We start from the raw sequence: 21,933 nt of genomic DNA on the forward strand, positions 1-21,933 counted from the left end.
CTGGCCCCGTGTCGCCGCACCTGGGCCGAACGCCTGCGACCGTTCAGGCCTTGGACCTCGCGGCGACGACCAGCGCGTCGATGAGCGACTCGGAGGTGCGCTCGCGCGCGACGACGTCGACCCGAAGGCCGGCCCGCGCGGCATCCCGCTTCGTCTGCGGACCGATCGCGGCAACGAGGATCGACTCTGGGATGGGTCCGAGCTGCTCCTGCACCTGCTCGGCGACGCTGCCCGAGGTCACGAGCACCACGTTGACGCGGCCTGCGCGCACGTCTTCGGCGACCTTCTTGGAGACCGGAACTCCGATCGTGCGATACGCCACGACGGCCTCGACGTGATGGCCCATGCGCTCGAGACCGATCGAGAGCACCTGCTTGGCGATCGCCGACCGCAGGGCGAGCACCGAGAGTCCGGAAGCACCGTGGGTCGCGGCCTCCCACTCCTCGAGCATGCCGCGGGCCGAGTTCTCTTCGGCCGGCACGATGTCGGCCTGGTACCCCGCGGCGGCGAGCGCGGCCGCGGTGGTTTCGCCGACCGCGGCGACCTTCGTGGTCTCGGGGATGACGGCGTTGTAGGTCGTGAGCACGTCGACGGTCGTCGCGCTCGTCACGGTGAGCCAGTCGAAACCGCCTGCGGCGAGCTTCGCGAGCGCCGCCTCGAGGGCGGGCTGGTCGTCGCTCGGTGCGAAGTTGATCAGGGGGGCGACCAGGGGCGAAGCGCCGCGGGCGCGAAGGGCTGCGGCGACCGCGTCACCCCAGGGCCCGCCGCGAGGCACGAGCACCCGCTGGCCGGCGAGCGGCTTGCCCGCAGACGGAGGCAGCTTGATCGCACCCGTCATCGGTTCGAATTCGCTCACAGCGGCCCCTCTGGTGGTGCAAGATCAGCGGCGCCGTTGCCGAGAAGTTCTGCGACTGCGCGTTCGGCGATGTCGCGTGCCGCATCCGCCAGGTCGGCGGCCGAGCGGCTCTCGGGGGTTGCCGCGTGCGAACTCACGATTCGCCGGGCCCCGTCGGCACTGTACACCGTCGCCGTCAGGAACAGAAGTTCGTCTTCGGTGAACGCCGTGGCGCCGATGGGAGCCGAACAACCCGCCTCGAGACCGGCGAGCACGAGCCGCTCGGCGAGCACCGTGGCACGGGTCGTCCGGTGGTCGACCGCCTCGAGCGCGCGCTCGAGCTGGGGGTCGCCGTCCTCCCGGCGGACCTCGATCGCGAGCGCACCCTGGCCGGGTGCGGTCGGCCATTCCTCGAGCGGAAGCAGCTCGGTCACGGCATCGGAGCGGCCGAGCCGGTCGAGGCCGGCGGCGGCGAGCAGCACGGCGTCGAGGCTCGGGTCGTCGCCGAAGACGTGCTCGAGGCGGGTGTCGATGTTGCCGCGCAGGTCGACCGCGACGACATCGGGGCGGGCGGCGCCGAGCTGGGCGATGCGACGCGGCGAGCCGGTGCCGACGCGCGCGCCCTCGGGCAACGTCGCGAGCGTGAACCCGTCTCGCGCGCAGAGCGCGTCGCGGGCATCGGCTCGCTTCGGCACCGCGCCGAGTCGCAGCCCCTCGTGCTCGGCGGTCGGCAGGTCTTTCAACGAGTGCACGACGACGTCGCATTCACCGGCGAGGAGTGCTTCGCGGAGCGCCGCGGCGAAGACTCCGGTGCCGCCGATCGTCGCGAGGGAGGCCCGTGAGGTGTCACCCTTCGTGGTGATCGGCACGAGCTCGATCTCGGCCTTCGCGGCCGCGGCGAGCCGCTCCGAGATCTGACGGGTCTGGGCCATCGCGAGGGCGCTGCCCCGGGTGCCGACGCGGATCACGGAGGTCATTGCGGAGTCGCCTCCTGCGCGCTCGCGGAGTCGACGACCGCTCCCCCGGCGATGCGCGGGTGATCGGGCCACGGGCCGAGTTCGGTGAGGTGCGGTCGTTCTGCGTCTGGCACGTCGTTCACGCGCTCGAGCACGAGGTCGACGAGGCCCGAGACGTACGCGGGGTGCACACCGGGGGTCGGCACGCGCCGCACCTGCAGCCCGTGCTCACCTGCGGTCTCGACCGCCTCGTTGTCGAGATCCCACATGACCTCCATGTGATCGCTGACGAAACCGAACGGCACGATGACGATCGCGTCGGTGAGGCCCCCTGCGGCGAGCTCGCCGATCGCGTCGTTGATGTCGGGTTCGAGCCACGGCGTGCGCGGGTCGCCCGAACGCGACTGGTAGACGAGCGACCACGGCGATGCCGGTGCAGCGGCTTCACCGACGACGGATGCCACGGCCAGGTGCTGCGCCACGTACGCGCCGCCCGAGCCGAACGCCGGTCCAGAGGCATCCGCTGCGCTCGTGGGGATGGAGTGTGTGACGAAGAGCACGTGAATGCGCTCGGGCGCGATGCCTTCGGACGTCAGTGACGCCGCGGCATCCGTCACGCCCTCGATGAAGGGCTGCACGAAGCCGGGGTGATCGAAGTACTCGCGCACGCGGTCGATGGCGACGGCGGTGCCTGCGGTCGCCTTCTCGAAGTCCTCGCGGTACTGGTCGACGCCCGAGTAGCTCGTGTAGGCGCTCGTGACGAGGCCGAGCAGCTCGGTGCGGCCGTCGGCCTCTGCCTCGCGCACGACGTCGCCGAAGTACGGCGCCCAGTTGCGGTTGCCCCAGTAGACCGGCAGTTCGATGCCGCGCGCCGCGAGCTCGGCCTCGAGCGCGGCCTTCAGCTGCCGGTTCTGCTCGTTGATGGGACTCACCCCGCCGAAGTGGCGGTAGTGGTGGGCGACCTCTTCGAGCCGTTCGTCGGGGATGCCGCGACCGGCCGTGACGTTGCGGAGGAAGGGGATGACGTCGTCTTGGCCCTCGGGGCCGCCGAACGACGAGAGCAGGATCGCGTCGTACCGGGCAGATTCGTTCTTGGCCACTACTGCAGCACCTCCACGAGCTCGGCGCTCGTGATGCGCCGGCCCGTGTAGAACGGCACCTCTTCGCGCACGTGGCGGCGGGCGTCGGTGTTGCGCAGCTCCCGCATCAGGTCGACGAGTTCGGTGAGCTCGTCGGACTCGATGGGCAGCAGCCACTCGTAGTCGCCGAGGGCGAAGGCGCTGACGGTGTTCGCGATCGCACCGCGGAACGCGGCGCCCTTGCGGCCGTGGTCGGCGAGCATGCGGCTGCGCTCCTCGCCGGGCAGCAGGTACCACTCGTAACTGCGCACGAACGGGTAGACCGTGAGCCACCCCTTGGGCTCGATGCCGCGAAGGAACCCCGGCACGTGCTGCTTGTTGAACTCGGCATCGCGGTGCACGCCCATGGCGTTCCAGGTCGGCAGGAGGTACCGGAGGATGCGGGCACGGCGGAGTTCGCGGAGCGACCACTGCAGCCCTTCGGCGGTGGGCCCGTGGAGCCAGAGCATGACGTCGGCGTCGGCGCGGAGGCCCGAGACGTCGTAGATGCCGCGAACGGTCGTGCCCTCGTTCTCGACGAGGGAGATGACGCCGTCGAGTTCTTCGACGATGCGGCGCACGTCGTGGCCGTCGTAGTCGTCTGGCCTCGCCGGGTCGCGGCGGAACACGGCGAACACCGTGAAACCCTCGGGGGACTCGCCGGATTCGGATTCGGTACGGAGCGCGTCGGCTGCCGCTTCGGCAGCGGGGGAAGACATGCCTCCAGTCTCCCCCTTCCGACGTGATCGGCCAAAAGTGAGTCGGCCGGATGTCGCGGAGACTCGCTGTCGCGTCGGAGGACGGCTGTCGCGTCGGAGGACGGGAACCCGTTGCCTCCGACGCGACAACCGTCCTCCCACGCGTGATCGGGTTCGCGTCAGGTGCCGGTGAGGAGTCGCGTGGAGTGTTCGAGGTGCTCACGCACGGCGCTTCCGCCTCGCGTGGGGAGCTCGTCGAGCAAGGCGCGGTGCTCCTCGATGAGGGCGTCGAGCGAGTAGTGCGGGCGCACGTGCAGCAGGAAGAGCAGCAGTTCGGTGCCGAGCGCGGCGTGTGCCTCGATGATGCGGGGGCTCGCCGAGGCCATGACGATCGCGTGATGGAAGTCGGCGTGCAGGCGCTCGACCTCGAGCCACTCGTCTGCGTCGCCACCCGTGCCGCCCCAGCCGCCGTCGGACCGCACGCCGCCCCTGCCGCCGTCGGGCCGCACGCCGCCCCTGCCGCCCCAGCTCCGCCTGCCCCGCACGCCTCCCCTGCCGCCGTCGGAGGAAGGCTGGCGCGTCGGAGGATGGGAATCCGTTGCCTCGGACACGACAACCGTCCTCCGACGCGCGGCGCCGGGCGCGGCGTCGGGCGCGGCGCCGGGCGGGGCGTCGGGCGGGGCGTCGGGCGCGGCGTCGGGCGGGGCGCCGGGCGCGGCGTTGCGTGAGGCGCCGGCGAGCGCGTCGAGTCGATCGAGCGCGCTTCGGGCCGGGGCGAGCACGTCATCCGGCCATGCGTCGCCGTAGCGTTCGCCCGCGATGCGCACCGCCTCGACCTCGAGCGCCGCCCGCAACTGTTGCAGGGCGATCACCTCGTCGCGGCCGAAACTCGCCACCCGCACGCCGCGGTAGGCCTCGGCGACGATGAGACGCTCGGCGACCAGCCGCTGGAACGCCGCTCGCACGGTGTGCCGCGATACGGCGTACCGCTCGGCTCCGGCCTCCTCGCGCAGCGGGGCGCCTGGTGCGAGCGCGCCGCTCAGGATCTCGGCGCGCAGCGAAGCCGCGACCCGGTCTACCGCCGTCGACGGGGTCACCGGCGTCTCACCGCCCTCACCGACATCACCGACGCCACCGACGTCACCGGTGCTAGAGGTGGGCATCGAGAGATCCGCGGGTGGGCGGCCGATCAATCCTCGAGCTTCGCCCGCACGACGAGCCAGACGAGCCCGCCGACCGCGACGGCGACTCCGGCCGCTGCGGTGATCGCGGCGACCGGTCGCTCCTCGTAGAAGGCGCGCAGCTTCACCCTGGCGCGCTCGGTGCGGAGGCCGATCTGCTTCGGCACGTTGAGCTTGTCTTCGAGCGCGTCGAGCGTCTCGGCGAACTGCGCACGCGCCTGCTGCGACGCGACCCGCGCCTGCACGCGCGTGAGGTTGCGCTCGCGGGCGGCCGCGTCGCGCTTCGAGGGGCGGGGGCCGGGGCGGGTTCCGTCAGTTGCGGCGGTCATAGTCACCGGTTCCCTTCAGCGCATCGAGGTCGGCCTTCAGGCTCTCGACCGATTCGAGCGGTTCAGCGCCGCGTTTGAAGTTGACGAGGGCGATCCAGAGCAGGATCACGATGATCAGGAGCAGCGCGCCGGAGACGGTGAGCGCGGCGGCCCACGCCGGCATCACGAGCGCAAGCGCGAAGATCGCGGTCGTGATCAGGGTGAAGAGCAGGAAGACGCCAACCACCGCGGCTCCGGCGACGAGCCCGGAGCCGATGCCGAAGTGCTTGATCTTGTAGGAGATCTCGGCCTTGATCTGATCGATCTCGGCGCGCACGAGCGACGAGATGGTCTCGGGCAGTGCGCCGATCAGCGTGAAGAGCGAGCGGTCGTCGTTCGAGGGCGCGGTCATCGCGTGGTCACCTCCACGGTCATGAATCGGATGCGGCGGGCTTGGCCTTGCCCGTCGTGCTGCGCGTCGTCGACGGCGCGCGCTTCGACGTGCTCTTCGCGCCGCTCTTCGCGCCGGACTTCGCCGCGGGTTTCGCGCCGCCCTTCGAGGCGGTCGATGACGACGCGACCTCGGCGGCGTCGTCGATCGCATCGTCGAGGGCGGATGCCGCGTCGTCGACCGCGGACTTCGCGGCCGCAGCAGTCTTCGACACGTGCTGCTTCGCGGATTTCGCCGTGCTGCTGACGTCTCGCTTGGTGGCGCCCGAACCGCGCGTGGCATTGCCGATCCACGACTTCACGCCGTCGAGCACGTTGTCGGAGAGGTCGCCGACCTTGTCGGCCGCGAACCCCTTGACGGAGTCGACGCCCTGCTGCACGGCGGGCGTGTTCCACACGCCCTCCGCCGCCTTGCGTATCTGCTCGTAGCGCTCGCGTCCGGCGCGCGTACCGAGCACATAGCCGATTCCGAGCCCCGCGACGAAGAGGATCTTGCCTTTCATATGCACCCCATCTTCCTCTGTGTTTCACCACAGCGACTGTTCCAGCGTAGACCCCACAAGGAGCGGCGCAAGGGGGTTGCGCCGAAGTATTCCGTTCCGGCTATGCACCGCCATCGGGCTGCACGCGCCGGTGGCGGATGCGGCGGGCGGCGTCGAGCGCGTGCGGCACGACCGAGGCGAGACCGGTTCCGGCGACCCACGATCCGGTGGCCTCGATGCCGGGTTCGGCGGCGAGCGCTGCCTCGAGCGCACGCACCCGATCACGCTGTCCGAGCGTCGCCTGCGAGAGGGCGTCGCGCCAGAGCGTGCGGCCCGAGGCGCGAAGCATCCCCTCATCGAGATGGACGCCGAGCAGGGGTGCGGCGTCGGCGAGCGCGAGTGCTGCGACCTCGGCATCGGTGCGGCCGTCGAGAGGGTTCGGCGACCCTGCCCTGCCGTACGAGAGGCGCACGACATGCCGGCCGCCGGCGTGCTCGGCCAGCCACGGCCACTTCGCGGTCGAGTGCGTGAGGGCCTTCGCCTGCACGCCGGGCGCGTCGGCCGCGACGAGCACCCCGGTGCCGCGCGGTGCTGCATCGAGCGCGGGTGCGTCGAGCACGAGGGTCACGAGCTCGACGGATGCCGCGTCGGGCCACGTCTCGCTCCCGCGCGCCCACCCGTCGAGGGCGGCGTCGACCAGCGCGAGGGCCGCGTGGCCGGAGGCCGCGAGCACGACGTCGGGGCCGCTCACGAACAGCTCGCCGGCTTCGGTCGTCGCGGTGACGATCCATCCGGCAGCGTCGTCGCCTGTGCCCGCCGAAGAGGGGCCCGTCTCGTCGCTCACGGACTCGGCGAGACGGGGCTCGCGCACGAGTCCCGTGACCTCGGCCCCGCGCACGACGGTCACGCCGAAGCGGGCGAGCTCACCTTCGAGGGCGTCGACCAGCCGGTGCATGCCGCCGCTGATTCCGCGCACGGCAGCACCGGCCTTGCGCGCCTCGACGAGTTGCCCGACGCCGCCCGAGAGCGAGCCCATGCGGGTCATCGCCTCGTTGAGGCCGGGCGCGACGACGTCGAGATCGAGGTCGTTCGGATCGGTCGAGTAGACCCCAGCCGCGATCGGCGTGACGAGCCGGTCGAGCACCGCCTGCCCCATGCGCGAGCGCACGAGCTGACCGAGGCTCCGTGCGCGGCCGATGCGGAGGATCGGCCTCAGCCGGTCGCCGTAGGCGCGGATCGCCCCGCTCCAGCCGATGATGCGGCGAACGTCGTCGCCGAGCGGATTCGACGGGATGCCGAGCATGCCGGTCTTCGGCAGCGGTGCCGCGGTGAGGCCGTGCCAGCCGGGCATCGCGAGCCAGGCGCCCGCGGGGTTCGGATCCTCGATCTCGGCGTCGAGGCCGAGCGAACCGAGCAGTTCGGCGACGGCACCGCCCCGAGTCGCGAAGGATTCGGCGCCGCTGTCGAGCGTGAGGCCGTCGAGCTCGATGCGGCCGACGCATCCGCCAAGCTCGTCGCGGCGCTCGAGCACCGTGACCCGCAGGCCCACCTTCGCGCACTCGAGCGCGGCGACGAGGCCTGCGACGCCGCCGCCCACCACGACGACATCGGCCGTCGTGCGTTCGGCGGCGGGCTCGCCGGTCGGCACGGGTGCCTCACTCATGCCGAGGCCTCGTGCACGAGCTCGACGATGCGCGTCAGCACGGTCGGGTCGGTGTCGGGGGGCACGCCATGGCCGAGGTTGAAGACGTGGGCGGGGGCCGCCTGACCGCGGCGCAGCACGTCGCGAACCGCGGCCTCGAGCACGGGCCACGGGGCGGCGAGCAGCGCCGGATCGAGGTTGCCCTGCAGCGGCACGCCCTCGCCGACGCGCGCGGCGGCGACATCGAGCGGGATGCGGTAGTCGACGCCGACCGCGTCGACGCCGATGCCGTGCATCGCGCCGAGCAGCTCGCCGGTGCCGACGCCGAAGTGCACGACGGGCACGCTGCGGGTGGTCGAGGCGGGCGCGCCCGCGACATCCGTCGTCTCGTAGGCGAGATCGTGCACGTGGGCGAGCGCCTTCGACGACGCCGGCGCGACGTGCGTCTCGTAGTCGGCGAGCGAGAGCGCGCCCGCCCACGAGTCGAAGAGCTGCGCAGCGGATGCCCCGGCGAGCACTTGCGTGCGCAGGAAGCGGCCCGTGAGCTCGGCGGTCCACTCCATGAGCGCGCGCCAGGCGCCGGCGTCGGCGTGCATGAGGGTGCGGGCGGCGAGGTGGTCCTTCGAGGGGCCGCCTTCGGTGAGGTACGCGGCGAGGGTGAACGGCGCCCCGGCGAATCCGATGAGCGGGGTCGCGGAGCCCGAGCGAACCCGCCCCGAGCCCGTCGAACCGGCCGGGGCGGTCGTGTTCAGCTCGGCGACCGTGCGCGCGACGGCTTCGGCGATGGGTGCGGATGCCTCGTCGAGCCGCGCAGGGTCGATCGCCGTGAGCTCGGCGACGCCCGATGCATCCGCATAGCCCCTGCTGAAGACCGGCCCGCGACCCGGCTGGATCTCGACGTCGACGCCCACGAGCTTGAGCGGCACGACGATGTCGCTGAAGAAGATGCCGGCGTCGACCGTGTGGCGGCGCACCGGCTGCAGCGTGATCTCGCTCGCCATCGCCGGGTCGAGGCACGCGTCGAGCATGCGGGTGCCGACACGCAGGTCGCGATACTCGGGCAGCGAACGCCCCGCCTGCCGCATGAACCAGACGGGGGTCGCGTCGGCGCGCTCTCCTCTATATGCGCGCACGAGGCGCGAGTCGGAGGTCAGGCCGGCGGAGAGCGGATGCTGCGGGGAGAGGATCACGCCTGACATTGTCGCGTATCGGGCTGAGCGGAACCGAGCCTCGATGTCACCCGATACGGAAGGAGGCCTTACATTCCCCGTCCGATCAGCGCTACAGTCGAGACGTTGTGCGCCCCCAGCACGACGACGCGCGGGCCACCCACCTGCGCGCCTCCGCCACCCACGGAGAACCCCATGCACCCAATGTCGTGTGATGTCCCGTCGTGTCATACCCCGCCCGCGCCGTCGGAGCCGCCCGCTCGATCCGCCGTGGTCGCGCGATGAACGCACAGCGCCGCGCCGGCATCACCTTCCTCGTCGCCGCTGCCGCCGCGGTCGTCGTCGGCGGGCTCATCGCGGGCTCCGCCTTCCTCGAGCGCTTCATGCTCGGCCTGCCCGAGGTCCCGCGCGCCGACCGGCTCGCCGTCATCGTCGCCGTCACGGCGCTCGTCGCCACCGCAGTCTGGATCCTCGTGAGGCTCGCCGAGCGCGGCCGGGCCCGCACTCGACGTCGCGCCCTCGAAACCGTCGCTCGCGGCGACGTGAGCTGCGGCATCCGTCGCCGTGATCTCCTGGCCGGCCTCGGCGAACTGGCAGCGGATGACTCGCGCGAGGTCAGGCTCGCTGCGCGCTTCTCCATCGTCGTCGACGAGTTCGGCGTCACCTTCTGGAACGGCGGACGCCGCCCCCGGCGTGCGGCGAGCTTCGCATGGCGTGAGGTTCGCAGCATCCGCAGCGACTCGCTGGTGGCCGGCGGCACGGTGCTCTCCGTGCTCGAACTGCGCGTGCGCCGCGGCGGCGTGAGCGTCGAGCTGCCGATCGTGCTGGCGGCCGAGCGCCCGGGCCGATATGCGCTTTCGGATGCACCGTTCTTCGCCGTCGTGCGCTGCTGGAAGGCGAAGCACCGCGAGGCGCTCGCCGCCGAGGGGCTCGAACTGCCTCCGCTCACCGCGCCGATCCAGATCATCACGCAGGGCCAGCCCGTCGCGCAGCGCGAGTCAGTCGCGCAGGGCCGGTCCGTCGCGCAGCGCGAGATGCTCAGCACGCGGTGAACCCGGCGTCCACCACGCACCAGGGTTTCGCGCGAAGTCACCACCGGCGAATTCGAATCCGGCCAAGGGTAGAATCCCCTTCGTGCTCATCTGCCTGACCGCGAGTCACAAGAACGCCGGGTTCGACATGCTCGAACGGCTTTCAGCGACCGCGGATGCCGCAGGCCCGCGGATCCGCAGCGGTCACTCAGCCGTGCAGGGCGCCGTCATCGTCGCCACGTGCAACCGCTTCGAGGCCTACCTCGACCTCGACGCGGCCGAAGGCGAGTCGCCGGTTCCCGCGGTGCACGAGGCGATCCGCTCGGTCGGTGCCGTCGCCGGACTCGAGCCCGCGCAGCTCCGCACCACGTTCGGATTCGTGCACGGCAACGCCGTCGCCGGCCACCTGTTCTCGGTGGCATCCGGCCTCGAATCGGTCGTCGTCGGCGAGGGCGAGATCGCCGGCCAGGTGCGTCGCTCGCTCGAACGCGCCCGTAGCGAGGGCACCACGACGCCCGATCTCGAACGGCTGTTCCAGCGCGCCTCGCAGATCTCGCGGCGTGTGAAGAACGAGACCGGCATCGGCAACGAAGGGCGTTCGGTCGTTCGCCTCGCCCTCGAACTCGCCGAGAGCCGCATCACCGATTGGGCGCAGACGCGAGTGCTGCTCGTCGGCACCGGCCGGTTCGCGGGTGCCTCGCTCGCGGCGCTCCGCGACCGAGGCGTCACCGACGTGCGCGTCTTCTCGCCCTCGGGTCGTGCCGCGAAGTTCGCCGCGAATCACGGCATCGAAGCGGTTGCTCTCCGCGATGTCGCCGCCGCGGCCGTGAGCGCCGACGTCATCGTGACGTGCACCACTGCCGAGCACCACGTCGTCGACCGGGCGCTGCTCGAGGCGGGCAGGGCGGGCCTCGAGGCATCCGCTGCCGGCGGTGCCGCCGGTTCGCCTGTGTTCGCAGCGCGACCGCTCGGCCTCGTCGCCGAGCCGGGTGAAGCGGCGGTCGAGCGCCAGCTCGTGATCGACCTCGGACTCCCGCGAAACGTCGCACCCGACGTCGTCGAGGTGCCGGGCGTCGAACTGCTCGATCTCGAGACGATCCGCATCCACGCACCGCTCGAGGAGTTCGGCGCGACCGATGCCGCGCGCGCGATCGTCGGCGGCGCGGCCCGGGCGTTCGGCGAAGCCCGCGACGAGCAGGATGTCGCGCCCGCCGCCGTCGCACTGCGACGCCACGTGTTCGACCTCCTCGACGGCGAGATCGAACGCGCCCGTAGTCGCGGCGACGACGACGGCCGCACCGAGGAAGCCCTGCGGCACATGGCCGGCGTGCTGCTGCACACGCCCATGGTTCGCTCACGCGAACTCGCGCGAGCAGGCGAGCAGCGGGCCTGGATCGACGGTCTCGCCGCAGTCTTCGGCGTCGTCGCCGAAACGGATGCCGCAGAGCGCGTGTCTGGGGCACGCGATACGCTTCGTGGCGATGCACGAGAACGCCGCGCCTGACGACACGGCGACGGTGCCGTCGCCGAGCGATCGCGCGGCGGCTGCAGGTGCGGGCCCAGCTGCGGGTGCTGCTGCGGGCCCGGCCGCGGGTGCGGGCCCGGCTGCGGGTGCGGCCGAGGGCCCGGCTGCGGGTGCAGCTGCGGCCGCGGCTGCGGCTGCGGCCGAGGGTCCACCCGCGCTTCGTCTGCCGTTCGATGCGACTGCGCTGACCGGCGCTCCGATCACCACGGAACGTCTCGTGCTGCGGCCGCTCGAGGCATCCGATGCCCCCGATGTGTTCGAGTACCAGCGCATGCCCGAGGTGCTCAGGTACCTGCCGTGGCCTGAACGCGACCGGGCCGAGGCCTTTGCGCACACGGCGAAGCGCGCCGCCGCGCGCACGCTCGCGGGCGACGGTGACTTCTTCGTGCTTGCGATGACGTTACCGGGTGAAGCCGCGGTCGGTGCGGGTGCGGTCGACGCCGGTGCGGGTGCGGTCGGCGCCCGTGGGGTCGACGCCGGTGCTGTCGACGCCGGTGCGGTCGACGCCGGTGGGGGTGAAGGCAGTGAGGGTGAGGGCGCCCGCGTGATCGGCGACATGATGGTGCGCGTGTCGAGCGAGAAGCACGCACAGCTCGAATTCGGCTGGGTCGTGCACCCCGATTTCCAGGGCAAGGGCTACGCGCGAGAGGCGGCCGCGGCGATCCGCGACTTCGTGTTCGAGACGCTGCGGCCGCATCGGGTGCAGGCGTTCCTCGATGCACGCAATTCCGCATCGGCGGCCCTGTGCGAGCACCTCGGCATGCGGCGCGAGGCGACGATCCTCGAAGAGCAGTTCAACGACGGCGAGTGGCAGGACACTGCGCTCTACGGCGTGCTGCGACGCGAGTGGGCGGCGGCGCGGGTAGGCGGGCGGCGCGCGGGTTGGTAGGCGGGCGCCGGTAGGCGGGCGGCGCGCGGGTAGGCGGGCGCGAGCAGGCGGGGGGCCATTCTCCACAGGGTTATCCACAGGCTGTGGAACACACGTTCGAATGTCGGCGGCTCACGAGACAATGAAGCATGACCGAAACGCTCCCCGACTACAGCGGCATCGCCGCCATGTTGTCGGCGAGCGCAACCTCTCCGGGCACGTTCAGCGCCCTTGACGACCCGGCGCTCGTCGACGCCGTCGAGGCGATCACCTCCCTCAAGCACGCGGTCGAACGTGCGCAGGCCCTCGCCGCCGCCGAGATCGTCCGACGATCGAAGGTCGCGTTCGGCATCCGGGGCCTTGCACAGCGAACCGGTCACGCGAGCGCCGGCGAGTTGTTGCAGACGATCACGCATGCGACGAAGCGCGAGACGACGGCGTTGGTCGGTGTCGGGCAGATGGTCGCCGAGACCGAGGCCGCGGCCGAGCTCGACGCCGCGAGACGAATCGATCCCGAACTCGCAGCGCTGGTGCCCGAAGCTGCAACCCCCTGGTTTGCAGCGCTGGGCGCGGCGGTCACGAGCGGCGCACTCACCGTGGCGGTCGCCGACGCGATCCGATCCGGTCTTGGCGAGCCCGGCGGCGACGGCGACGATGCGGCACTCTCCGCCGCTCTCGAGACGGTCATCGGCGAGTGCCGCGAGCTGCACGCCGACGCGGCTCGGCGATACGCACGGCAGGTGCGCGATCGCATCGACGCAGCGAGCGTGGCCGAACGCGCCGACCGGCAACGCGAGCGGCAGTTCTGGCGCGTGTGGGTCAAGCCCGACGGCATGGTGAGGGGCGAGTTCGAGCTCGATGCCGAGAGCGGCATGCTCGTGAAGGCCGTCTTCGATCAGCTCACGCATCCGCGCCGCGTCTCCGCGCCTGTGCGCCGGAGCTTCGGCGACCCGGTTCACGGTGACTCGGGGTTCGCCGAAGCGAGAGCCGCTCGCGAGCGCGATGCCGCCGACGGTCTCGTGCAGCTCCTTCGGGCGGGCGCGAGCGTCGACCCTTCACGAGTGCTCGATGCGAAGAAGCCTTCGGTACGGCTCGTGGTGAACGCGACGTCGCTCAGCTCCGGCAAAGGCTCGGGCGCGATCGAGGGGCACCCCGATCGCATTCCGCTCGGCAACATCCACGCCGGACTCTGCGAGGGCTACCTGCCGATCCTCTTCGACGAGACCGGTGCATGCCTCGACCTCGGGCGCGACGAACGGTTGTACACCCGCACGCAGAAGGCCGTTCTCGCAGTACGCGACGGCGGTTGTCTCGACCCCGACTGCACCCGTCCACCCTCATGGACCGAGGCGCATCACATCGAGCACTGGCAGCGCGACGACGGCCGAACCGACATCGCCGACGGCATCCTGCTCTGCAGGCGAGATCATCTCCGGTACCACAACCAGGGGTGGGAGGTTCGGCGAAGAGACTCGACCTACTGGCTCATTCCGCCGGTCGATGTCGATCCCGAGCAGACTCCCCGGCTGATGCGTTCGAAGACGCCGGCCGACATCGTCAACCCAGTCGAACCGCAGCGTTTGCCGACAATCTCGAACTGGGCGTCTGGGGCGCACGAGGCCGGCGCGTCCGGCACGTCAGGCACGCCCGGCACGTCAGGCACGTCAGGCACGCCCGGCACGTCTGGCACGTCCGGCACGTCTGGCACGTCCGGCACGCCCGGCACGCCCGGCACGTCCGGCACGTCCGGCACGCCCGGCACGTCCGGCACGCCCGGCACGTCCGGCACGCCCGGTACGAGGCAGGCCCAGGCTGAACGCGCGCTTGCGGCTCCTGGGTAGGGCACTGTCCAGCGTGAGAAGCGGCTTGCCGCGAGCGCTACGCGCCGATAAGGCGTGCGGCCATGAATCCCTCGAGCTCGGCGAGCGGCACGCGCACCTGCTCCATGCTGTCGCGCTCACGCACGGTCACGGCGTTGTCGTCGAGCGAATCGAAGTCGACGGTGATGCAGAACGGGGTGCCGATCTCGTCTTGACGACGGTAACGACGACCGATCGCACCGGCGTCGTCGAAGTCGACGTTCCAGTGCTTGCGCAGCGACGCCGCCACCTCACGCGCGAGCGGCGAGAGCTTCTCGTTGCGCGACAACGGCAGCACCGCGGCCTTCACCGGCGCGAGGCGCGGGTCGAGACGCAACACGGTGCGGGTGTCGACGCCGCCCTTCGCGTTCGGCACTTCTTCGACGTGGTACGCGTCGACGAGGAACGCCATGAGCGAGCGGGTCAGACCCGCCGCAGGCTCGATCACATACGGGATCCACCGTTCGTTCTTCGACTGGTCGAAGAACGAGAGTTCCTTGCCCGAGTGCTCCGAGTGCGTCGTGAGGTCGAAGTCGGTGCGGTTGGCGACACCTTCGAGCTCGCCCCAGTCACCACCGGTGAAGCCGAAGCGGTACTCGATGTCGACCGTGCGCTTCGAGTAGTGCGACAACTTCTCGGCGGGGTGCTCGAAGCGACGCAGGTTCTCGGGGTCGATGCCGAGGTCGACGTACCAGTCCCACCGGTAGTCGAGCCAGTACTCGAACCAGTGGTCGTCGGAGCCGGGCTCGACGAAGAACTCGAGCTCCATCTGCTCGAACTCGCGCGTGCGGAAGATGAAGTTTCCGGGCGTGATCTCGTTGCGGAACGACTTGCCGATCTGCCCGATGCCGAACGGCGGCTTCATGCGCGAAGCCTGCAGCACGTTGGCGAAGTTCGTGAAGATGCCCTGGGCGGTCTCGGGGCGAAGGTAGTGGAGCCCGGATTCATCCTGAACCGGACCAAGGTAGGTCTGCAGCATCATGTTGAAGTCGCGAGGCGGGGTCCACTGACCGCGAGTACCGCAGTTCGGGCAGGCGATGTCGCCCATGCCGTTCTCTGGGGCACGGCCCTTCTTGGCTTCGAAGGCCTCGAGCAGGTGGTCTTCGCGGAACCGCTTGTGGCAGTGCAGGCACTCGACGAGCGGGTCGGTGAAGACTCCGACGTGCCCCGACGCGACCCAGACCTGCTTCGGCAGGATGACGCTCGAGTCGAGACCGACGACGTCGTCGCGGCCGGTGACCATGTACCGCCACCACTGCCGCTTGATGTTCTCCTTGAGCTCGACGCCGAGAGGCCCGTAGTCCCACGCGGAACGGGATCCGCCGTAGATCTCACCTGCCTGGAAGACGAAGCCCCGGTGCTGGGCGAGCGCGATGACGGATTCGAGACGGCTGGGTGCGGCCACGGTGGCTCCAATGGTCCTGGGATCGGGCGAACGCCGAAAGCGGGCGAACGCCGAGACGGGCAAATACCGAACCGGCAAATGCCGAAGCTGCGAATGCCGGAAATCGACACGGTGTCACCATCCTACGGGCGGTCGCGACCGCGAACGATCCCTCGATCGGTACGCTGGCGCCAACACGACTCGGCTGAGGGGGCTGCGTGCGATTCGTACTCGAACTCGATGTGATCGACGGACCCTTCCTCATCGCGATGTACGCGCTCGCGGCGATCGTGCTCGTGTACCTGCTCTTCCGGGGACCCGGCTGGGCGTGGGTGCTCACCGTCATCATGCTGCTCATCCTCGGCTCGCTCATCGGCATCGCCGTGCTCTGGATCGGCGTGAACGTGCTCGACTCGTTCGGAGGCCCGGTCGATGACTCCGCCTGGTTCTGGGTGCCGGCGGCGTTCGCCGGCATCACGGTCGCGATCTGGAACCTCTGGCACTCGCGGTGGTGGCGCAAACTCATCGCCGTGCTCGCGATCCCGCTGTTCGCCGCGACCGCCGCGCTCGGCGTGAACGCCGCATACGGGCTGAGTCCAACGCTCGGCTCGATGTTCCACATCTCCACGGCCGACACGATCGACCCGCCGATGCCCGACCCGGCGACGATCGTCGACCCGACCGAGCCGCTGTACGCGACGTGGGTCCCGCCGGCGGACCTGCCGGCAACCGGCGAGATCGGCATCGTGCAGGGCGGCGTGCCGAACACGGTGTCGGGGTTCGCAGCCCGACCGGCGCAGATCTACCTGCCTCCGGCCGCACTCGTGGCGGATGCCCCGCGCCTTCCCCTCGTCATCATGATGATGGGCCAGCCCGGCGACCCCGATGCGAGCTTCATCGGCGACGTGCTCGACGAGTTCGCCGCCGAGCACGACGGACTCGCGCCGATCGCCCTGGTGGTCGACCAGCTGGGCGACCCGAGCGACGACCCGCTCTGCCTCGACAGCAGTCTCGGCAAGGTCGAGAGCTATGTCATGCTCGACGTCGTGCCGTGGGCGAAGCAACGCCTCGGCGTACTTCAGGGCCGCCAGTACACGACCGTCGCCGGCTACTCGAACGGCGGCGGTTGCGCAGCGTACTTCGGCGCGAAGTACCCTGACGTCTTCGGCAACCTGCTCGCCGTCTCGCCGGTCGAGTACCCGGGCGCCGAGCACCCCGACGACGTTCTGGCCGAGGTCTTCGACGGCAACCAGGTCGCCTACGACATGGTGAAGCCCGCGAACATCATGGCCGCGAAGGCCCCCTACCCCGACTCGGTCGCCGTCTTCACGGTCGGCGAGGGCGACAGCGCGTTCGTGGGCGGCACCGAACGGCTGGCGGATGCCGCGACCGCCGCCGCCATGCAGACGACCCTCTTCCTCGTGCCCGGCGCAGACCATGACGTCGTGGCCCTCACCGGCGGGCTCGGAAAGGGCTTCGACGTGCTCGCACCCAGACTCGGATTGGCGGCCCCATGACAGAGATGACCGAGAAGACCGACGGCGCCGGGAGCGCCGAGGACACCGAGCCGAGCGGGCGGCTGCGCTCCACCGCGGAGACGTTCGGCGGATTCATCCGACGGGTTCCCTTCAGCATCGCCCTCGCGGTGCTGCTCATCGTCACGGCGATCGCGACGGGCACGTTCTTCGGCGCCGCATCGCACGAGACGGCCTCGACCTGGGCCGCCGGGGTGACGACCACGATCGACGGCGGCCGGTGGTGGACCGTCGCAACCGCACTCGTCATCCCCTTCGACCCGTTCCAGCTCGTGTTCGGCGTGCTCGCCGCGGTGTTGTTGCTCGGCGTGGCCGAACGACGCATGGGCACCTGGCGCACGATCGTCGCGTTCCTCGTGACGGGTTGCCTCGGCGTCGCGATCGGCACCGGGCTCCAGTGGGTCGGCTCGCTCGCCGGCGAGTGGTGGGCCGCGGGCACAGCCGCCGACCTGACCCTCGACCCGCTCGCCGGCATCGTGGGCGCGCTCATCACGGCAACGGCGTTCATGGGCATGCTCTGGCGCCGACGCATCCGTGTCATCACCCTGGCGTTCATCCTCGTGTTCGTGCTCTACGACGGCGACTCATCGAACGCCTACCGATTGGCCGCAGCGATCGTCGGCCTGTTCCTCGGCGCCCTCCTCACCCGCGACTCCTCGACCCTGTCGGCCAAGCGCAGCTCGCATCGCGAGACTCGCACCCTGGTTGCCGCGGTCGTCGCAGTGACCGGAATCGGCCCGATCGTCGCGCTCGTGAATCGCTCCGAGCTCACGCCGTTCGCCTTCGGATCGTACCTGTACGCCGATGAGCCGCTCACGCTCGCGGCCGTGATGGCGCAGTGCGGCGGCGAAGCGGCGGCCCGCTCCGAGGAGTGCACGTCACAACTCGCCCTGCTCAGCGCGCAGGGGTTCGGCATGTTCCTGCTCTCCTTCGTGCCGGTGCTGCTCCTGCTGCTCGCCGCGTGGGGCCTGCGGCGCGGGCGCCGATTCGCCCGGTGGCTCGCGATCGCGGTGAACGCCGCCATCCTGCTCTTCGCCCGCACGGCATTCGACGTCACCGTGACGACCGCCGACATCGACGACGGCTCCTGGTCGGTGTTCGACCTCGGCGAGCTGATCGTCTGGCTCCTCGCGGTGCTCGCGCTGCCGATCGGGATCATCGTCATGCTCATCGTCACGAGACGGCACTTCCAGATTCGCGCGGTTCGTGGCGCGTTCGCACGGTTCGTCGCGGCCGTGATCGGCGCCTTCGTCATTCTCGCGACGTTGTATCTGGTCGTGGGCCTCGCGACGATCGACGAGTACTGGCCGGCCGCGAACGGGTGGGATGTGCTGCTCGATACGCTCAAGCGGTTCGTGCCGCCGCACTTCCTCGCCGTGGTCGATCCCATCGTGCTTCCCGGCCACGACCTCACGAGCCTCCTCGCGCAAGCGGTCGGCCCGGTGTTCTGGGCGGTGTTCATCGCCGCGGCGATCCGGCTCATGTCGCAGCGCGCCACCGTCGCCGAGACCGCCGACGACGCGCGGCTCCGCGGGCTCCTGCACCGGAACGGCGGCGGCACGCTCGGCTTCATGGCGACGTGGCCCGGCAACGACATCTGGTTCAGTGACGACGGCGACTCCGCCGTCGCGTACCGGGTGATCAACGGCGTCGCGATCACGATGTCCGACCCCATCTGCACGCCAGAGAACGCCGGCCGCGTCATCCGCGAGTTCGCCGCCTTCTGCGATGCGCACAGCTGGGTGCCCGTCTTCTACAGCGTGCACCCGCAGTACCTGCCGGTCTTCGACGAGCTCGAGTGGGAGCACATGTCGGTCGGCGAGGAGACCCTCGTGCGAACGAAGGGCCTCGAGCTGACCGGCAAGCCCTGGCAGAAGGTACGGCAGGCACTGAACCGCGGCATCAAGGAGGGCATGACCACGGTCTGGACGAGCTGGAACGAACTGCCGCTCGCGACCGTCGCCGAGATCAACGCGATCTCAGAGGAGTGGGTCGCCGAGAAGGAGCTGCCCGAGATGGGCTTCACGCTCGGCGGAATGGAGGAGCTGAAGGACTCCGAGGTGCGGCTCATGCTCGCGGTCGGGCCCGACGGGCGGCTGCAGGCCGTGACGAGCTGGCTGCCCGTGCACCGTGACGGCGAGGTGATCGGCTGGACCATCGACTTCATGCGCAGGGCCGACGGCAGCATGAACGGCATCATGGAGTTCCTCATCGCCTCGGCGGCGCTGCACATGAAGGAACAGGGAGCGGAGGTCCTGAGCCTCTCCGGCGCCCCGCTCGCGACGAAGCCGCTCGAGCCGGGCGAGACGCCGCCGGAACCGACCGTGATGACACGGCTGCTCGAGTTCCTCGCCAAGACGCTCGAACCGGCGTACGGGTTCTCGTCGCTGTTCCGTTTCAAGGCGAAGTTCAACCCCGAGTACGAGACCATCTCGATGGCCTACCCCGACCCGGTCGCCCTGCCGACGATCGGCCTCGCGGTCGGCAAGGCGTACCTGCCCGAGGTCTCGCCGTCCGAGGCCGTGGCGCTCGTGAAGACGCTGACGAGGGAATGACGAATCGATGACGGAACGACGGATGACGCCGCTGCCGACGCCGCAGCCGCAGCCGACGCGGCTGCCGACGCCGACGCGGCTGCCGAGTCGCCGAACCGTGCTCACGATCGGCGCGGCCGCCGCCGTGGGTGCGCTCGCGGGGTGCGCCCCGGCCTCGAGGGCGGACCTCGACGCCACGCCGACGCCCGCGGAGCGCCCTCGCCCTGCGGCCACACTGCCGCCCGAGCCCGTCGACCTGTCGCCGGTGCCGCCGAACGCCAGGGTGCCCGCTCCGAACGGCACCATCGACTCGCTGCCCGGCGCGGGATCGCTCCTCGCGTGGACCATCGACGACGGTGCCAGCGCCGAGGTCATCGCCGCGTACGCGGCGTTCGCGGCATCGAGCGGCACACGGCTCACGATGTTCGTGACGGGAACCTACACCGCATGGGACGAGAACGTGACGACGCTCGCCCCGCTGATCGCGTCGGGGCAGGTGCAGCTCGCCAATCACACCTGGTCGCACGCCGACCTCACGAGCCTCGACGACGCGGGCGTCGCAGACGAGCTGCAGCGCTGCCACGACTTCGTCGCCGAGGCCTTCGGCGTCGACGCGCGACCGTTCTTCCGGCCGCCGTTCGGGTTCCATGACGATCGGGTCGACGCGATCGCCGCCGACCTCGGCTACACGGTGCCGACGATGTGGCACGGGACGTTGTCGGACTCCGGCGAGATCCCGGCAGAGCTCATCGTCGACTTCGCCCGCGAGTGGTTCCTGCCGCAGCACATCGTGATCGGGCACCTGAACTTCATGCCCGTGACGACGGTGTTCGACGAGCTGCACGCGATCATCGCCGAGCGCGGCCTCGCCACGGTCACGCTCAACGACGTGTTCTCGAGCGAGTACCACTGAAGCGGATGCCACGACTCACCGACATCCGCGTCGCTGCCATCGCGCTCGTTCGCGATCGCCACGTGCTCATGGTCACCGCGCGGGGTCGCGACGTGTACTACATGCCCGGCGGCAAGATCGACGACGGCGAGACCGCCGCCGAGGCCGCTGCCCGTGAGGCTCTCGAAGAGGTCGCCCTCGTGCTCGACCCCGCCCGGCTCGTCGAGCTCTTCGAGGTCGTCGCGGCGGCGCACGGCGAGCCCGATGGCCGGCTCGTGCGCATGCGGGTCTTCCGCGCCGAGACGGATGCCGCGCCCTTCGCCTCGGCCGAGGTCGGCAGCCTGCACTGGGTGACGACCGCCGACGTCGGTCGCTGCCCGCCCGCCGGTGCGGAGGTGCTCGAGCGGCTCGCGGCAGCGGGTCTCATCGACTGACGGTGCCGGCGAGCAGCACGCTCGGAGACGTGCGGCGCGCTCGGAGACGTGCAGCGCGCTCGGAGACGTGCGGCGCTCTCAGAGACGTGCGGCGCTCTCGGAGACGTGCGGCGCTCTCGTAGACTGCGGACATGTCGACCGACGACGCCCCGCTCGCCGGCTCGGTGGCCGAACCGCCGGCCCCGCTCTCCCCGCTCGCCGCGGCGGGCTGGTGGGCACTCGACTACGTCGATGCGGCGAAGCAGCAGCTGCGGGTGCTCGCGCTGCCGAAGGCGTCGAAGCGGTGGCCGACGGGCGATGTCGGAAAGCCGACGATACTGCTGCTGCCCGGCGTCTACGAACACTGGTCGTTCATGGCCCCGCTCGGAGATGAGCTCAATCGCCGCGGCTATCGTGTGCGGGTCGTTCACGGACTCGGCGCCAACCTGCTCGGGATCTTCGAGACCGCGACGCGCATCGCCCGCGCACTCGAACGGATCCCGACGCCCACGGCGGGCCTCGTCATCGTGGCGCACTCCAAGGGCGGTCTCGTCGGAAAGCGCATCCTGGTCGGCGATGTCGACCGGCGACTCGGGCTGCACGGAGTGGTCGCCGTCGCCACACCGTTCGGCGGATCGCGGCTCGCGCGGTATCTCCTCGATCCGGGCTTGCGCGAGTTCCTGCCTGACGGAGCGACGATCACGGAGCTCGCCGGCGCTGCATCCGTGAACTCGCAGATCGTGTCGGTCTTCGGCACGTTCGACCCGCACGTGCCCGAGGGCAGCGTGCTCGCCGGTGCGAGGAACGTGCAGGTACCCGTCGCCGGGCACTTCCGCATTCTTTCGGCACCGGAGACACGGGAGGCCGTCGTCGCGGCAGTGGAAGCCCTGGCTCCGACGGCCGCTCGAGCCAACCCGTCGTGAGTCGCCTCGTCATCGAGCGGCCCGTCATCGAGCGGCCCGTCAGGGAGCGGCCCGTCAGGGAGCGGTCGTCAGGGAGCGGCCGTTGACGCAGAACGGGGGCGATGCCGCTCGGCATCGCCCCCGTCTCACT

20 protein-coding genes are annotated in these 21,933 nt (G+C 70.7%); 9 read left to right on the top strand and 11 right to left on the bottom strand.

The window, feature by feature from the left end; genetic code table 11:
- Positions 1-43: 43 nt before the first annotated feature.
- The 10 genes from FHG54_RS01180 to hemE form a co-directional block, all read right to left on the bottom strand.
- Positions 44-838 carry a uroporphyrinogen-III synthase gene (locus tag FHG54_RS01180; RefSeq protein ID WP_139418231.1) on the bottom strand — a complete coding sequence of 265 codons (795 nt, stop codon included), beginning with the start codon at positions 836-838 and terminating at the stop codon, positions 44-46.
- Positions 839-852: 14 nt separating this feature from the next.
- Positions 853-1,812, bottom strand: coding sequence for a hydroxymethylbilane synthase (gene hemC / locus FHG54_RS01185; protein ID WP_139415525.1), 960 nt, complete (start codon positions 1,810-1,812; stop codon positions 853-855).
- Positions 1,809-2,891 (bottom strand): ferrochelatase, encoded by a 1,083-nt coding sequence (locus FHG54_RS01190; protein WP_139415526.1) that lies wholly within the window; start codon positions 2,889-2,891, stop codon positions 1,809-1,811. Before FHG54_RS01190 ends, hemC begins: the two co-directional genes overlap by 4 nt.
- The gene (gene hemQ, locus FHG54_RS01195; protein ID WP_139415527.1) at positions 2,891-3,628 is read right to left on the bottom strand and encodes a hydrogen peroxide-dependent heme synthase; all 738 of its coding nucleotides are present in this window, start codon (positions 3,626-3,628) and stop codon (positions 2,891-2,893) included. Before hemQ ends, FHG54_RS01190 begins: the two co-directional genes overlap by 1 nt.
- A 158-nt stretch (positions 3,629-3,786) precedes the next feature.
- Positions 3,787-4,770 (bottom strand): GntR family transcriptional regulator, encoded by a 984-nt coding sequence (locus FHG54_RS16575; protein WP_233437828.1) that lies wholly within the window; start codon positions 4,768-4,770, stop codon positions 3,787-3,789.
- A gap of 26 nt (positions 4,771-4,796) precedes the next feature.
- Positions 4,797-5,117, bottom strand: coding sequence for a DUF3618 domain-containing protein (locus FHG54_RS01210; protein WP_139415528.1), 321 nt, complete (start codon positions 5,115-5,117; stop codon positions 4,797-4,799).
- Positions 5,101-5,508: a phage holin family protein gene (locus tag FHG54_RS16210; RefSeq protein WP_157009286.1), complete on the bottom strand. Its 408-nt coding sequence runs from the start codon at positions 5,506-5,508 to the stop codon at positions 5,101-5,103. Before FHG54_RS16210 ends, FHG54_RS01210 begins: the two co-directional genes overlap by 17 nt.
- A gap of 19 nt (positions 5,509-5,527) precedes the next feature.
- The gene (locus FHG54_RS16465; protein WP_415858790.1) at positions 5,528-6,049 is read right to left on the bottom strand and encodes a hypothetical protein; all 522 of its coding nucleotides are present in this window, start codon (positions 6,047-6,049) and stop codon (positions 5,528-5,530) included.
- A gap of 100 nt (positions 6,050-6,149) precedes the next feature.
- Entirely contained in the window at positions 6,150-7,691 is a 1,542-nt protein-coding gene (locus FHG54_RS01225) for a protoporphyrinogen/coproporphyrinogen oxidase (protein WP_139415529.1), read from the bottom strand.
- Entirely contained in the window at positions 7,688-8,869 is a 1,182-nt protein-coding gene (hemE, locus tag FHG54_RS01230; RefSeq protein ID WP_139415530.1) for a uroporphyrinogen decarboxylase, read from the bottom strand. The genes FHG54_RS01225 and hemE overlap by 4 nt, the downstream gene beginning before the upstream one ends.
- Positions 8,870-9,063: 194 nt before the next feature.
- Here hemE and FHG54_RS01235 point away from each other — a divergent pair, with 194 nt between their 5' ends.
- The 4 genes from FHG54_RS01235 (at position 9,064) to FHG54_RS01250 (ending at position 14,104) form a co-directional block, all read left to right on the top strand.
- Positions 9,064-9,891 (top strand): hypothetical protein, encoded by an 828-nt coding sequence (locus FHG54_RS01235; protein WP_139415531.1) that lies wholly within the window; start codon positions 9,064-9,066, stop codon positions 9,889-9,891.
- Positions 9,892-9,973: 82 nt separating this feature from the next.
- Positions 9,974-11,374: a glutamyl-tRNA reductase gene (locus FHG54_RS01240; protein ID WP_139415532.1), complete on the top strand. Its 1,401-nt coding sequence runs from the start codon at positions 9,974-9,976 to the stop codon at positions 11,372-11,374.
- Positions 11,352-12,284 (top strand): GNAT family N-acetyltransferase, encoded by a 933-nt coding sequence (locus FHG54_RS01245; RefSeq protein WP_139415533.1) that lies wholly within the window; start codon positions 11,352-11,354, stop codon positions 12,282-12,284. The genes FHG54_RS01240 and FHG54_RS01245 overlap by 23 nt, the downstream gene beginning before the upstream one ends.
- A 128-nt stretch (positions 12,285-12,412) precedes the next feature.
- A complete protein-coding gene (locus FHG54_RS01250; RefSeq protein WP_139415534.1) occupies positions 12,413-14,104 on the top strand; it encodes an HNH endonuclease in 1,692 nt (563 codons plus the stop codon).
- A gap of 37 nt (positions 14,105-14,141) precedes the next feature.
- Here the strand turns inward: FHG54_RS01250 and FHG54_RS01255 are convergent, their stop codons facing one another.
- A complete protein-coding gene (locus FHG54_RS01255) occupies positions 14,142-15,527 on the bottom strand; it encodes a glycine--tRNA ligase (protein ID WP_139415535.1) in 1,386 nt (461 codons plus the stop codon).
- 197 nt (positions 15,528-15,724) lie between these two features.
- Between FHG54_RS01255 and FHG54_RS01260 the strand changes: the two genes are divergently transcribed.
- The 5 genes from FHG54_RS01260 to FHG54_RS01280 all read left to right on the top strand — a co-directional run bounded on the left by FHG54_RS01260 (position 15,725) and on the right by FHG54_RS01280 (position 21,803).
- Positions 15,725-17,023 (top strand): alpha/beta hydrolase, encoded by a 1,299-nt coding sequence (locus tag FHG54_RS01260; RefSeq protein ID WP_139415536.1) that lies wholly within the window; start codon positions 15,725-15,727, stop codon positions 17,021-17,023.
- Between the two features lie 5 nt (positions 17,024-17,028).
- The gene (locus FHG54_RS01265) at positions 17,029-19,596 is read left to right on the top strand and encodes a phosphatidylglycerol lysyltransferase domain-containing protein (RefSeq protein WP_168197056.1); all 2,568 of its coding nucleotides are present in this window, start codon (positions 17,029-17,031) and stop codon (positions 19,594-19,596) included.
- Between the two features lie 7 nt (positions 19,597-19,603).
- Positions 19,604-20,488, top strand: a complete 885-nt coding sequence (locus tag FHG54_RS01270; protein ID WP_198165971.1) for a polysaccharide deacetylase family protein — start codon at positions 19,604-19,606, stop codon at positions 20,486-20,488.
- A 5-nt stretch (positions 20,489-20,493) separates the two neighbouring features.
- The gene (locus FHG54_RS01275) at positions 20,494-20,901 is read left to right on the top strand and encodes an NUDIX domain-containing protein (protein ID WP_139415538.1); all 408 of its coding nucleotides are present in this window, start codon (positions 20,494-20,496) and stop codon (positions 20,899-20,901) included.
- A 131-nt stretch (positions 20,902-21,032) separates the two neighbouring features.
- On the top strand, positions 21,033-21,803 hold the full coding sequence (locus tag FHG54_RS01280; RefSeq protein WP_233437830.1) for an esterase/lipase family protein: 771 nt from the start codon (positions 21,033-21,035) through the stop codon (positions 21,801-21,803).
- The last annotated feature ends 130 nt before the right edge of the window (positions 21,804-21,933 follow it).

This window comes from Agromyces laixinhei (assembly GCF_006337065.1).
Classification (GTDB): domain Bacteria; phylum Actinomycetota; class Actinomycetes; order Actinomycetales; family Microbacteriaceae; genus Agromyces; species Agromyces laixinhei.

What these genes read in the sequence shown, in the direction of transcription:
- FHG54_RS01180 (WP_139418231.1), bottom strand. Translation starts at nt 838, where the DNA reads ATGACGGGTGCGATCAAGCTGCCTCCGTCTGCGGGCAAGCCGCTCGCC.
- FHG54_RS01265 (WP_168197056.1), top strand. Translation starts at nt 17,029, where the DNA reads ATGACCGAGAAGACCGACGGCGCCGGGAGCGCCGAGGACACCGAGCCG.
- FHG54_RS01280 (WP_233437830.1), top strand. Translation starts at nt 21,033, where the DNA reads ATGTCGACCGACGACGCCCCGCTCGCCGGCTCGGTGGCCGAACCGCCG.
- hemQ (WP_139415527.1), bottom strand. Translation starts at nt 3,628, where the DNA reads ATGTCTTCCCCCGCTGCCGAAGCGGCAGCCGACGCGCTCCGTACCGAA.
- FHG54_RS01250 (WP_139415534.1), top strand. Translation starts at nt 12,413, where the DNA reads ATGACCGAAACGCTCCCCGACTACAGCGGCATCGCCGCCATGTTGTCG.
- FHG54_RS01210 (WP_139415528.1), bottom strand. Translation starts at nt 5,117, where the DNA reads ATGACCGCCGCAACTGACGGAACCCGCCCCGGCCCCCGCCCCTCGAAG.
- FHG54_RS16575 (WP_233437828.1), bottom strand. Translation starts at nt 4,770, where the DNA reads ATGCCCACCTCTAGCACCGGTGACGTCGGTGGCGTCGGTGATGTCGGT.
- hemC (WP_139415525.1), bottom strand. Translation starts at nt 1,812, where the DNA reads ATGACCTCCGTGATCCGCGTCGGCACCCGGGGCAGCGCCCTCGCGATG.
- FHG54_RS16210 (WP_157009286.1), bottom strand. Translation starts at nt 5,508, where the DNA reads ATGACCGCGCCCTCGAACGACGACCGCTCGCTCTTCACGCTGATCGGC.
- FHG54_RS01270 (WP_198165971.1), top strand. Translation starts at nt 19,604, where the DNA reads ATGACGGAACGACGGATGACGCCGCTGCCGACGCCGCAGCCGCAGCCG.
- hemE (WP_139415530.1), bottom strand. Translation starts at nt 8,869, where the DNA reads ATGTCAGGCGTGATCCTCTCCCCGCAGCATCCGCTCTCCGCCGGCCTG.
- FHG54_RS16465 (WP_415858790.1), bottom strand. Translation starts at nt 6,049, where the DNA reads ATGAAAGGCAAGATCCTCTTCGTCGCGGGGCTCGGAATCGGCTATGTG.
- FHG54_RS01275 (WP_139415538.1), top strand. Translation starts at nt 20,494, where the DNA reads ATGCCACGACTCACCGACATCCGCGTCGCTGCCATCGCGCTCGTTCGC.
- FHG54_RS01225 (WP_139415529.1), bottom strand. Translation starts at nt 7,691, where the DNA reads ATGAGTGAGGCACCCGTGCCGACCGGCGAGCCCGCCGCCGAACGCACG.
- FHG54_RS01245 (WP_139415533.1), top strand. Translation starts at nt 11,352, where the DNA reads ATGCACGAGAACGCCGCGCCTGACGACACGGCGACGGTGCCGTCGCCG.